Source organism: Bermanella marisrubri, from assembly GCF_012295615.1.
GTDB classification, from domain to species: Bacteria; Pseudomonadota; Gammaproteobacteria; order Pseudomonadales; family Oceanobacteraceae; genus Bermanella; species Bermanella marisrubri.
In genome coordinates this window covers 3,229,167-3,242,188 of record NZ_CP051183.1, presented here as the reverse complement: position 1 = coordinate 3,242,188, position 13,022 = coordinate 3,229,167, and the positions used below count along the sequence as shown (strand labels likewise).

12 protein-coding genes are annotated in these 13,022 nt (G+C 44.2%); 7 read left to right on the top strand and 5 right to left on the bottom strand.

Translation table 11 applies throughout. The features are described from left to right. Positions 1-4 precede the first annotated feature (4 nt). From cpdA to HF888_RS15135, 3 genes are all read right to left on the bottom strand, one after another. Entirely contained in the window at positions 5-787 is a 783-nt protein-coding gene (cpdA, locus tag HF888_RS15145) for a 3',5'-cyclic-AMP phosphodiesterase (protein ID WP_007018204.1), read from the bottom strand. A gap of 137 nt (positions 788-924) precedes the next feature. After that, positions 925-1,398, bottom strand: a complete 474-nt coding sequence (locus HF888_RS15140) for a DUF1249 domain-containing protein (protein WP_007018203.1) — start codon at positions 1,396-1,398, stop codon at positions 925-927. Position 1,399: 1 nt separating this feature from the next. Then, a complete protein-coding gene (locus HF888_RS15135; RefSeq protein WP_007018202.1) occupies positions 1,400-2,008 on the bottom strand; it encodes an NUDIX domain-containing protein in 609 nt (202 codons plus the stop codon). 164 nt (positions 2,009-2,172) lie between these two features. Between HF888_RS15135 and HF888_RS15130 the strand changes: the two genes are divergently transcribed. From HF888_RS15130 to HF888_RS15115, 4 genes are all read left to right on the top strand, one after another. Beyond that, complete coding sequence (locus HF888_RS15130; protein WP_007018201.1) at positions 2,173-3,507, top strand: TolC family outer membrane protein; 1,335 nt, start codon at positions 2,173-2,175, stop codon at positions 3,505-3,507. A 353-nt stretch (positions 3,508-3,860) separates the two neighbouring features. Then, on the top strand, positions 3,861-4,463 hold the full coding sequence (locus tag HF888_RS15125) for a YqiA/YcfP family alpha/beta fold hydrolase (RefSeq protein ID WP_007018200.1): 603 nt from the start codon (positions 3,861-3,863) through the stop codon (positions 4,461-4,463). A 68-nt stretch (positions 4,464-4,531) separates the two neighbouring features. Next, positions 4,532-6,427 carry a DNA topoisomerase IV subunit B gene (parE, locus tag HF888_RS15120; RefSeq protein ID WP_007018199.1) on the top strand — a complete coding sequence of 632 codons (1,896 nt, stop codon included), beginning with the start codon at positions 4,532-4,534 and terminating at the stop codon, positions 6,425-6,427. 135 nt (positions 6,428-6,562) lie between these two features. Next, positions 6,563-6,811, top strand: coding sequence for a hypothetical protein (locus HF888_RS15115; RefSeq protein WP_007018198.1), 249 nt, complete (start codon positions 6,563-6,565; stop codon positions 6,809-6,811). Between the two features lie 44 nt (positions 6,812-6,855). Here the strand turns inward: HF888_RS15115 and HF888_RS15110 are convergent, their stop codons facing one another. Both HF888_RS15110 and HF888_RS15105 read right to left on the bottom strand, forming a co-directional pair. Beyond that, a complete protein-coding gene (locus HF888_RS15110; protein WP_007018197.1) occupies positions 6,856-7,551 on the bottom strand; it encodes a gamma-glutamyl-gamma-aminobutyrate hydrolase family protein in 696 nt (231 codons plus the stop codon). Next, positions 7,548-8,549, bottom strand: coding sequence for an amidoligase family protein (locus HF888_RS15105; RefSeq protein ID WP_007018196.1), 1,002 nt, complete (start codon positions 8,547-8,549; stop codon positions 7,548-7,550). Before HF888_RS15105 ends, HF888_RS15110 begins: the two co-directional genes overlap by 4 nt. A gap of 261 nt (positions 8,550-8,810) precedes the next feature. Here HF888_RS15105 and parC point away from each other — a divergent pair, with 261 nt between their 5' ends. The 3 genes from parC to coxB all read left to right on the top strand — a co-directional run bounded on the left by parC (position 8,811) and on the right by coxB (position 13,022). Next, entirely contained in the window at positions 8,811-11,057 is a 2,247-nt protein-coding gene (gene parC / locus HF888_RS15100) for a DNA topoisomerase IV subunit A (RefSeq protein ID WP_007018195.1), read from the top strand. Between the two features lie 49 nt (positions 11,058-11,106). Then, entirely contained in the window at positions 11,107-11,547 is a 441-nt protein-coding gene (locus HF888_RS15095; protein ID WP_007018194.1) for a DUF3060 domain-containing protein, read from the top strand. A gap of 263 nt (positions 11,548-11,810) precedes the next feature. Next, a complete protein-coding gene (gene coxB, locus HF888_RS15090) occupies positions 11,811-13,022 on the top strand; it encodes a cytochrome c oxidase subunit II (RefSeq protein ID WP_007018193.1) in 1,212 nt (403 codons plus the stop codon).

Below are 13,022 nucleotides of genomic sequence, written 5' to 3'. Positions count from 1 at the left end.
GCGTTTAGTAGCCCTTAACACTGTAATCGATTTCAAAATCAATGTGTTCAACACGACTGACCCCCGTCTTAATGGAGCCGTCGTCATGAAGCTCCATCCAGCGGTAGCCGGGGCCACAAGTATCTACATCGAAATCTTCAGATTCTGGGGTAAATTGCACACAGGTTGAAGGAGTTGAAATAAAGCGAACACCATTAATGAGCTGGTCGCTGTCCTGGTGAACATGCCCCCAAAGCACCACCTTTACATTGTCATACTGATCAATGATGTCACGAAATGCTTGGCTATTACGTATTTGCTGAGTATCTAGCCAATCACACTCCATGGCGATAGGGTGATGGTGCATTGTTACCAGGGTTGGGCTTCCAGAGTCCGCGTCGAGTGCATCGCGCAAAAGTTGCAGTTGAGATTCAGAAAAATTACCACCCACGGCCCCTGGTACTTGGCTGTCGAGCATGATTATTTGCCAAGCACCAGCGCGAAATACTGGTTTCATCTCTACTTCTTCACTGGCCACTTGGACCATATTAGGGCGATGATCATGATTGCCTGGAATCCAGTGCTGCGGTTTGCCATCTTTGGCTAGTGTGTTCTTTAGGTGTTGGTAGCTTTCTACGGTGCCGTCTTGGCTTAAGTCACCGGTGCACAAATAGAAATCATAATCACAGTGCTCGTCTCTTAGTTTTTCCAATACGGCGTCAAGGCTGTACTGTGTATCCATACCCAGTAGTTTGCCTGGTTTGGTACTGAAAAGGTGGCTATCAGTGATTTGAATAAATTTCTGCATGCTGCTGTTCTTCCTAACCCGTCCGTGGGCGAAGTAATCGCCTATTTACTTGGTAACCCCTATGATAACTGAAACTGGGTTACAAATTCTAAATTGGCACTATATAAGTAACAGCTTAGTCAGTTCTAGGGCTCGAGTCACATTTTGACGTTATTTGGCACGAAATCGAGGCTAATATCAGCTTCTCCATGTTGCAAACAATGTTCTAGCCATTCACCCAAGAACTCGTTGATCTGCTGTTTTTCATTTGGGTGGTGCATGAACTCATTGGGATAGTGATAAACGCCATTAAATTTGTGGTAATTGTCATAGCGCACGACCTCGGCCATATGCACATCATCATAGAGGCGCACCTCCATGGAAGGGGACCGTAAGAAGTTATGCAGAGCTGACGTTTGCTTTACTTCGATCGTTAGAGTGTACTTAAAGGATTCAGTTACGGTGAACACTATTTGAGTTTCGTGCTTAGGACCACCGACAAGTTTCACTTTACGTCCCTTGCCACTCTGCATATCCGGCAATAGTCGTAGCAGGCGTAAGTAGTTAGCCTCGCAAATGCTGGCCATACTGGTTAGATCTGGGACATAGTGTTTTGGGTGAACCTTGGCCAACTTAAAGCGTTCCCTTTATCATTTGAAGCTCCAGCCACTGCAGTGCAATGACGGTCGCTGCGTTATTGATTCGTCCATCCCTTACGCAGGCAAACGCTTCTTGGGTTGGTATCTTGTGGATTTTTATGTCTTCTGCTTCGCTATCAAGGCCATGAATACCCTCGATGGTGTCTGCATCTACTTGAGTGTAGAACATATGCATTTTTTCATCGGTACCGCCGGGACTGACTAGATATTGGCATATAGGGGTGAGTGCTTGAATATCGGCGCCGCTTTCCTCTTTGGCTTCACGTATAGCGACGGATTCAGGGGTTTCGCCTTTTTCGATCATACCTGCCACGACTTCGAATACCCAAGGACTGACTTCCTCGATAGCGCCAACACGAAACTGTTGAGTCAATACAATTTTATCTCTGATCGGATCATGCATTAGGACTCCAACTGCGGGGCCTCTATCAAAACGCTCTCGTAGAATTTCTTGGCTCCAACCACCTCTGAATAGTCTGTGCTTCAGAGTTAGCGTACTGACTTTAAAAAAGCCATCGAAGCTGGTTTCTTTCTTGATCTGTTGCCAGTCGTGGTGATGGAAGTCGGGCGATAAATTACTCATTCACGTCCTCAAAAAATTAACAGTGGTAATTGTAAAGAAGTGTTTGTATCGTAGGTGCAACAATATGTTACTTTAGGGGTTTCTAATATAGCCTTCCCGTCTGCGTCATATGTGGTTAGAATCCCTGCCTATTATTAATGCGACTCGCTTTTACAGGATGTGTCATGAAAAAACCAGTAAGTTTCCCGAAAACAGGCTTGATTAAAAGCCTGTTCGTCACTGTCGCGCTGTCCACCGGATCCATGGTGACACATGCTACAGATTTGAAAAACGTTTTTGAGCAAGCGCTTATGAACGATCCACAGCTCGCAGCGGAAATTGCGTCGGCCAATGCCAATGCGCAAAGTGAAGGCTTGGCTCGTCAAGCTGTGCTTCCGACTATTAACCTCACTGCGGAAACCGGCAATACAACGGTAGAAGTTAACGGTACTGATCGTGATGGGGATAGCACCAGTTATGGCATCCAGCTCAGTCAAACACTGATTGCGCCGGCTTCGTGGTATAGTTACGGTGCTGCCAGCGCAACCACTGATCAAGCTGAGCTAGAATTACGTAAAGCGGAGCAGAGTTTGGTCGTTCGCATATCTGAAGCCTATTTCGATGTGTTGCGTGCCAATGCAAGTTTAGCCGCGGCTAAAGCCCAAGAAGCTGCTGTAAAACGTCAGCTTGAGCAAACTCAGCAGCGTTTTAAGGTTGGCTTGATTGCGATCACAGAGGTTCATGAAGCTCAGGCTATTTACGATAGTGCCACCGTTGAGCTTATTGCTGCGGAGAGTCAATTAGATATCGCTTATGAATCCTTGGCATTGTTAACGGGTGAGCGTTATGACCGCATCAGCACCCTGCAAGATCAATTGCCATTAACAGGTCCAGTACCGCAAGATCGCACCCATTGGGAGCAAAAAGCGCTGGGCCAAAACTTGGATGTATTGATTGCACAAAAGGCCCAATTGGCGGCAGAGCGCAATCACAAATCGAAAATCTCTGAACATGGTCCAAGTGTTAACTTGGTTGGATCGTATCAGGTGGAAAACAGTGATTTGAGTCAAAGTGCGCCCGGTGAGGATGTGACGTCTACCTATGTGGGTGTGCAGCTCGAAATGCCATTGTTTGCAGGCGGCGCGACTTGGGCAGGTCAGAAACAAGCCTACTACCAGCGTCAGGCAGCAGAAAAAAGTCTTGAGGCAGCAGAGCGCGGGGCTAGCCTAACTATTCGCTCCTTGTATCGCCAACTTGAAGCGGATGTGGCACGTATCAAAGCTCGTAAGCAAGCTCAAACTAGTGCGCAGAGCGCTATGGAAGCCACGCAAACAGGCTATGAAGTGGGTACGCGTAATATTGTTGAAGTGTTGCAGGCTCAGCTAGCGGTATTCAGTGCCCAGCGAGATTATGAATTCGCACGATATGACTACGTATTGGATTTATTGAAATTCCGTCAGGCGGCAGGTCAGTTGTCTGCGACAGACATCGAAGAAGTAAACGGCTGGCTACAAAAATAAGCTAGCCTTGCCGCGAGAAAAAGCCTTTGCCTCGGCAAAGGCTTTTTTGTTTTTGTATTACTTTAAGTTATACCGCTTCAGTAGCTTGTTAAAAGTTCCATTGACTCTGATCTCTTCTAAACCTTTGTTAAAAGCATCGATTAGTTCTTTGCTTCGTGTATTGGTAAGGCCGCTGGTTACGTGTAAATTGTTTTCAGAAAGATTAAATTCGTTAAGCTCTTTTGTAGTTTTGACCCTCTAATCATAGTTCATATTTATTGCTGTACCAGCAATCCAACACACACCGGCTTGCGCAGTCGATCCAGAGCACAGTATGCTAGTGCAGTTATTACGAATTGGGAAAGTGCTTGCCTATGATTCCTGAGCAGTTGCGTTGCTTATATTTGCATGGCTTTAAAAGTGGACCGCAATCGTCGAAGGCCCAGCAAACACAGATGTTTTTTGAAGATCACCAAAACCAGCAAAATTTGCATATTCCTCAATTGTCACCTGCACCGCAAGCGGCTATGGATCAAGCCCAATTTATTTACGAGCAATTGTTAGATGAAGTAGGGCCAGCATCGACATTGGTTATTGGTAGTAGTTTAGGAGGGTATTTTGCTAGTTATTTGGTGGAGCGCTTTGGAGGGCGTTGCGTGCTGATTAACCCAGCGGTCAAGCCTTATGAGCTACTCAGAGACTATCTAGGAGAGAATGAAAACCTGTACAATGGCGAGCGTTTCGTCGTTACAGAAGACTATATGGATGAGCTAAAGGCCTTGGATACCCCAGCTCTAGCTCAGCCTCAGCGTCATTTCCTCATGGTACAGACCCATGACGAAACACTGGATTATCGTCTAGCATGTGATAAATATCGCAATGGTCCTTGCATAATAGAATATGGAGGTGACCATAGTTACAGTAATTTCCAACAGCGTTTACCAGCTGTAATGAATTTTATGCAAATGCCCTATTAGCCATGATGAGCGTTGCATTGAGAAATAACTATAAAATGACTGTCAGCATTATTAAGAGTTTGTGATTAATGAGTAATTACACTGCACAATCTATTGAAGTATTAAGTGGTCTAGACCCAGTACGTAAACGTCCGGGTATGTATACGGAAACCACTCGACCCAACCACCTTGCCCAAGAAGTGATTGATAATTCTGTGGACGAGGCATTGGCAGGTCATTGTAACCATATCACTATCGAGTTATTTGCCGATCAGTCTCTGGCTGTTACCGATAATGGTCGAGGTATGCCCACGGATATTCATCCTGAGCACGGCGTGAGTGGCGTTGAGCTGATTCTAACTAAGCTCCACGCAGGTGGTAAGTTTAGTAACGATAATTATCAATTCAGTGGTGGTTTGCACGGTGTAGGTGTGTCCGTTGTAAATGCGTTGTCAAAAGCATTAGAAGTGACCATTCATCGCAACGGCGAGATTATGCGTATCGCTTTTCAAGACGGTGAGAAGGCCATTGATTTAGAAAAGATTGGCGAAACCAAACGTAAGAAAGACACAGGCACGACTGTCCGGTTCCTGCCTGATGCGAAGTATTTCGATAGTCATAAATTCAGCGTTCCTCGTTTAAAACATGTGCTTAGAGCCAAAGCTGTTTTGTGTCCAGGTTTGACCATTGAGTTTATTAATCATGGAAACAAGGACGACAATGAAAAATGGTTTTACGAAGATGGATTGATTGATTATTTAACCGAATCCACAAAGGGATATGAAACACTTCCGCAAGAACCGTTCGAAGGTTCTATGTCAGGCAATACTGAAGCCGTAGACTGGGCGGTACAATGGCTGCCTGAAGGTGGCGAGCAATTAATGGAAAGCTACGTTAATTTGATTCCAACTGCTCAAGGAGGTACACACGTTAATGGCTTGCGAACTGGTTTATTAGAGGCTCTTCGAGAATTTTGCGAGTTCCGTAACTTACTTCCGCGGGGAGTGAAACTCACACCTGATGATGTTTGGGATAAAGTTGCGTTTGTTTTGAGTGCTAAGTTAGCCGATCCACAATTTTCTGGGCAAACCAAAGAGCGCCTATCAAGTCGAGAAGCGGCTGCATTTGTTAGTGGTGTAGTAAAAGATAGTTTCAGCCTTTGGTTAAATGAACATTCATCTTTAGGTGAGCGCATTGCCGAGATGGTCATTAGCAATGCTCAGCGTCGAATGCGTAGTGCTAAAAAAGTGGTGCGTAAAAAAGTTACTCAAGGGCCTGCTTTGCCGGGTAAATTGGCCGACTGTGCAAGCAATGATCCCGCATATTCCGAATTATTTTTGGTGGAAGGTGATTCCGCTGGTGGTTCGGCAAAGCAAGCTCGTAGTCGAGATAACCAAGCGATTATGCCGCTACGCGGTAAAATTCTGAATAGCTGGGAAGTGGCTAGTACGGAAGTCTTGGCTAGCCAAGAAATTCACGACATATCAGTTGCTCTTGGTATGGATCCTGGAAGTGATGATTTAAGTAATCTGCGTTATGGAAAAATTTGTATTTTGGCGGATGCGGACAGTGATGGATTACATATCGCCACACTATTATGTGCGTTATTTGTTAAACATTTCCCAGCGTTGGTGCGAGCAGGTCATGTCTATGTGGCTATGCCGCCACTTTATCGAATTGATGTGGGTAAGGATGTTTATTACGCGCTTGATGAGGCGGAACGCGCTGGTGTTCTAGACCGCATCCAGGCGGAAAAGAAAAAAGGCAAGATTAACGTTCAGCGCTTTAAAGGTTTGGGTGAAATGAACCCATTGCAATTGCGCGAAACGACTATGGACCCAGACACTCGACGCCTAGTTCAGTTATCGATTGAAGAGGGTGATGATACGAACGAAATGATGGACCTTTTATTGGCCAAGAAACGCTCTGCCGACCGAAAAACTTGGTTGGAGTCCAAAGGCAACAAAGCAGACATTGAAATTTAAGAAATCATCGCAAAGATAAGGTGTAAGCAATCAATGTATTAGGCTGTTATGTTGAGAAGCTAATCTATAGCGCTGGTAAACAGCTGGTTCTTTAAGTAGTGAATGAACCTATCCAAGAGCAAAGGAGAGACAAAGATGAGAATAGCGAAGTTCTGTGTAGTCTTAAGTGCACTGTTGTTAACCATGGCTTGTGCTGAGCAGGAAGGTCCCGCAGAAAAAGCGGGTGCTCAAGTGGATCAGGCAATGAACGAAGCCAAGCAAACGGTCAAAGACGGTTCAGCGGCAGCTCAAGAGAAGGCTCAAGAGGCAATGGATGAAGCCAAAGAAATGGTAGAGGAAGCTACTGATAAAATAGAAGATAAAGCCGACACATTGAATAACTAAGTGCTTAAAAAGGCTCACATCTTCTTGGTGTTGGGCCTTTTTTATTAGCTCTCAGTTATCCATTCCTTCTGTGAAAGCCTCACCTGCTTGCAAAAGTGAGAAAAAATTTTTCTTTGTTGTTTCAAGTAAGGTAAATATTCAGGATGCCATTGCACTCCCAAAATAAAACTGGGTTCATGGGTTTCCACTGATTGAATGAAATTGTCATTATCACGGGCACTGACTTTCAATGGGTCCGCTACTTGCTTTATTGCCTGATGGTGCAATTGATTAATCATGATCGGCGAGCGCTTAGCCAACTGGGTTAACTGGGTGTCTTTTAAAAGGTGGGCCTGTTTATTCGGAAAAATCGTGCTGCGGTTGCGTGTACGACGGCGAAGAGGTCGAATATCTCCATAGAGATTGCCACCCAAAACCACGTTGATGAGCTGGGCCCCCCGACAAATTCCCATGATGGGAACGCGTGCAATTAATGCTTGTCGTACAACTTCCATTTCTAATGCATCTCGATGGCCATCATAATCTCCTTTGGCGTCACCGTCTTCACCATAGTGTTGTGGATCAATATCGTCACCGCCGCCAATGATGACGCCATGAATGGGTTCGTTGGGAAGTTCCTCTAGCTTTGTCACATACTGGCAGCGGACGCCACATAACATCAGGCTAAAGCGTGTTGCCCACCAACCTATTGGAAAGCGTTTTCTCGGTCCAGTAACAATGACTAAACAATGATCGCTCATACTATTTTCGCTTTGCTTAGTTCTTGGTCACAATAGTCCACCCACTTGTGATCAGCAAAGTGCCCCAGTCGCGATATTTCCTTTATATAATCTCTTCTAAATTGCTGAAGTAGCTCTGCATTGTGTGCTAATGCTTCGACGGCCAACCAGAGCCCCCATGGTTTGTGTAGCCCCCATTCTGGGTTGTCGATATCGCAGTTTGGTAATCGATAATGCAAAGTGGGTCGCGCATTAATTTTCTCATGGGGTAAAGTGCTGCGAATTCGAGTTTCATTTATATGAGTAAATAGAGGTAACAAATCCAAAGTACGATTACGCGTTGGGTTATCCAGTAGGTAGTCGTCCATTAACTGATTCATATCCGGTTTATAGTCACACGCTAAAACGCGAATAATATAATCATGAGGGAAATGCTTTATAAAGGGCGCGACTTTGCGAACCACATCGATGCGTTCTTTTGCGTATATCCAATCATAAAGGCATAAAAAGCTTTGCAGATAGCGAGTGATGGTCTGCGAAGAATGGTCAGGAAGTTCTGGGTTTAGATGCAGACCAAAAGCAAACTGAGTAGCATGGTAAGTGCCTTTAGCGCCGGCATTGCGTAACTCAGTGAATAACTTTTCTAAATCCGTCAGCTTTTTAATTTCTATCGGCGGGCAAACGATTTCCCACGGCACAATCCACTCTGCTGCTTGTTGAATCCATTTCATTGCTTGATCTGTGATCGCTTGGAATTCTGGATCAAAATTCAGGTCAATCTTTTGTAGCATTTGAGCGTCGAGCTCAAGCTTGAACTTACCGCTACGGGAATCAGTAATCTCATAGCAAAAGCTATGTCTATGCTCAATTTGACCGCCAAACAATGATTGAATGATAGACAAAATGGTGTCGGGTTGTAGACCCGCAAGTTCGATTTCGATGCCCACGCGCCTGGGCTTTTGTGCCTGAGTATAGAGGTGCTCAGGTAACCAGCGTTTGCTTGTCTGAGAGTCGCTCATGGATATCCCTTATAGGCGAAGCATTTATGCTTGTACGTATAAAGTAACATACTGGAGTACAAAAATAACAATCGGTTTTGCTCTTGTGCCCGTTACCTGCAGGCTTACAATCGTTGTAATGATGAGGGCTTTGATTATTAGAACTGGTGCAAGCAAAGTGATGCACGAAGCCTGCTAAATGTTGTTATACTGACCGCAAACGCGATATCGGTCCAAGAAGATTTATCACTGCTTGGGTAGAGAATTGGAGTAGAGAATAATATGAATGATATTGTGATCGGAGAAGATGGCGTAGAACGCCAGAGCCTGCGTGATTACACCGAGAATGCTTACCTGAATTATTCCATGTACGTCATCATGGATCGGGCGTTACCTCACATCGGTGACGGTTTGAAGCCTGTTCAGCGCCGTATTGTGTATGCCATGAGCGAACTCGGGCTGAAAGCAGGATCCAAGTATAAGAAGTCGGCTCGTACAGTGGGCGACGTTATTGGTAAGTTCCATCCTCATGGCGATAGTGCTTGTTATGAAGCCATGGTTCTAATGGCACAATCATTCTCTTATCGCTACCCATTGGTTGATGGTCAAGGTAACTGGGGTTCTCCGGATGATCCTAAATCCTTCGCTGCCATGCGTTATACCGAATCTAAACTTACCAAATATGCTGAGGTGCTGCTCTCTGAGTTAGGGCAGGGCACTGTCGATTGGCAGCCTAACTTTGACGGTACCATGGATGAGCCTTGCACATTGCCTTCTCGATTACCTAATGTGTTATTGAATGGTACTACTGGTATTGCCGTGGGGATGGCCACCGATATTCCTCAGCACAATCTCCGCGAAGTAGCCAACGCTTGTATTCACATGCTAGATAACCCAAAGGCCGATACGGAAGAGCTACTGCAGTATATACCTGGTCCTGATTTCCCCACCGATGCAGAAATCATTACACCAAAAGCCGATTTACAGAAAATGTATCACAGTGGTCGTGGCAGTGTGAAAATGCGTGCGGTCTATACCCGTGAAGACGGCGATATAGTGATAACGGCGTTGCCACATCAAGCCAGTGGCGCCAAAGTGCTTGAGCAAATTGCCGATCAAATGCAGAAGAAAAAGCTGCCGATGGTGAGTGATTTACGTGATGAGTCTGATCACGAAAATCCGACTCGTTTGGTGATCACACCTAAATCTAACCGTGTAGATGTGAATCAGTTGATGAGTCATTTGTTTGCAACTACGGATCTGGAAAAAAGCTATCGCGTAAATCTTAATATGATTGGTATTGATGGTCTGCCGCAAGTGAAAAGCTTGGATATGATCATCAAAGAGTGGCTGGAATATCGAATTACCACGGTGCGACGTCGTCTACAGCACCGCTTGGATAAAGTGCTTGCACGTTTGCATATTCTTGATGGTTTATTGGTTGCTTTCTTAAATATCGATGAAGTGATCGAAATCATTCGCCATGAAGATGAACCGAAGCAAGAACTGATTAAACGATTTGGTTTAAGTGATAAACAAGCAGAAGCCATTCTTGAATTGAAATTACGTCATCTCGCCAAGCTTGAAGAAATGAAAATCAAAGGTGAGCAAGATGAGTTAAGTAAAGAGCGCGATCAGTTAGAAAAAACTTTGGGTAGCGAACGTCGCTTGAAAACTTTGGTCAAAAAAGAAATCACGGCCGATGCAGAAACTTATGGTGATGATCGTCGTAGTCCAATTGTCAGTCGTGATGAAGCACAGGCGTTGTCTGAAATTGATTTGATGGGTGCCGATCCCGTTACGGTAGTGATGTCTGAAAAAGGTTGGATACGCGCAGCTAAAGGTCACGATGTCGATGGCACAGGCTTGCAATATAAGTCAGGCGACAAGTTCTTAATTCAAGCCAATGCAAAAACCAATCAGCAGGCTATCTTCTTGGATACAGGAGGTCGAGCCTATAGTGTGAATATTCATGGTCTACCAGGTGCTCGAGGTTATGGCGAACCTGTTACGGGTTCTATTAATCTTGCTTCTGGTCAAAAGATATCCACCATGGTAATTGGTCAACCTAAGGACCAATATCTCATGGCCAGTGAGGCGGGTTACGGCTTTATTACGCAATACGAAGACATGGTAAGCAAAAATAAAGCAGGTAAAGCTTTGCTGAATAAGCCAGACGATAAGGCAATTCATAGTCCCGTAAAAGTGTCTGATGTGGAACAGGATTGGGTGGTCGCGGTAAGTAACGAAGGTCGCTTATTGACGTTCCCTGTTGCGGATCTACCTGTAATGGCAAAAGGGAAGGGAAATAAAATCATTAACCTTGGTACTTCTGGAGACGAGGTATTGATTGGCATTTCGTTGATGAAGGAAGGCGATATGTTGATTGTCAATGCCGGTAAACGTCATGTGAAAATGAAATTTTCTGATTTAGAGCATTATCAAGGTGAGCGTGGGCGACGTGGTAATAAGCTACCCCGCGGATTCCAAAATGTCTCTTCAATTGAAGTCATTCGAAAAGACGATTAAAGAAATATATACGGGAGGCATAGCCTCCCATTAAGCAATGGGTTTGAGTATGAAGTTTTGGATATTAGTATTTTTCATTTTTAACTTAGCCGCCTGCCAGTTGGGAATAGAAGATGAAAACGAAGGGGAAGCGGAGGACATCGTTCGCTCTTATGATAATGAGATTGATGATTTCGACAACGACGACGAAACCTATAACTTTACTCTTACCGGAACCGGTAATATCTTAGATATGTATGATGATATCGAAGAAATGGTGATCAGCGGTGATTCAAATACGATCACCATTGTTGAGGATACTGAGTTAACGGAACTTACGATTACTGGCACGGGGAATACTGTAAAACTTGAACCCGGCATCACAACACGAATCATCACTATTAATATTTCTAATGAAAACAATACTGTATCTGTTTCTGAATATGTAAATGCGAATTATAATTCGCAAAACGGAAATACAGTTAATGGTAACCAAGTTTCAGCGCAATAAAGAAGTTCGCTCTCAATTAAATACACTCACAATGCATAAGACAGACCAAGTTCGTTAAAGTAATTAAGATTGGCGAACTTGGTGTAATTTAGAATTGACTAAGTCTTTTTTCTTATTTTTCTATGACAAATCCCTCAAACTTGGCGCATCCTGTGGAATTGTTTCTCTTCTGCTTTTATTCCTTATTGCTATACTCAAAGAGCCAATACAATAAAAATAAAAGGGACACCTCTACAAATCATTATCTAAATTTCTGAAGTACCTTGCAGTTTGCCAACGCAACCAGCAGTAAAGGTGTATTGACAATAAGGCTAGATTTTACGACTCGATTAGAGGCGTTCGAACGTTCATTGCGTGAGGGGATCAAGCCTGTGAGAATGGTGTATGCTGTACTCTTGTTATTGATTGCGCCATCGGCATTTGCCGAATGGGGACTCAATATGCCGGAAGGGGTAACTCGAATAAGCCAAAGTGTGCATGGTTTGCACATGACTATCTTCTATATTTGCTGCGTTATTGCAGTCATTGTCTTTGGGGTAATGCTTTACAGTATTATTTATCATCGCAAAAGCCGCGGTGCAAAAGCCGCTAATTTTCATGAAAGCACAACGGTCGAGATTATCTGGACCATCATTCCACTTCTTATTCTTATAGGTATGGCGGTACCGGCCACAAGTACATTGATAGATATGTACGATAGCAGCGAAGCAGAAGTGGATGTGCAAATTACAGGCTATCAGTGGAAATGGCGTTATACCTATTTAAATGATGATGTGGACTTCTTTTCGAATCTTTCCACACCTCAAGAACAAATCGAAAATCAGCAAGATAAATCAGAAAACTATTTGCTTGAAGTCGATAATCCACTGGTTCTTCCTGTTAATACAAAAGTCCGCTTCCTAATGACGGCTGAAGACGTTATCCACTCCTGGTGGGTACCTGAACTATCCGTTAAAAAAGATACCATCCCAGGTTTTATTAACGAAGCTTGGACGATTATTGATGAGCCAGGTGTTTATCGCGGTCAATGTACAGAGCTTTGTGGTGCTGGGCACGGATTCATGCCAATCGTTGTAAAAGCAATTCCTAAAGACGAATACCAAATGTGGATTACCGAGCAAGCCGCAATACAGAAAGCCGCTCGTGAAGTCCGTGATATGAGTTTTGACGAATTAATGGAACAAGGTAAAAAAGTATACGGTACCTACTGCGCTGCGTGTCACAAAGCAGATGGTTCAGGTATGCCTCCTGTTTTTCCTGCTCTTAAAGATAGCGCCATTGCAAAAGGCGATATCGTTAAACACATCGACATTGTCGTTAACGGTGCCAAGGGTACTGCGATGGCTGCATTCGGTGATCAACTAAGTGTGAGTGATATCGCCTCTGTTGTTACATATGAGCGTAACGCTTGGGGTAATGATATGGGTGATTCAGTATCACCAAAAGAAGTTAAAGAATTTAAAGAGAATAAATAG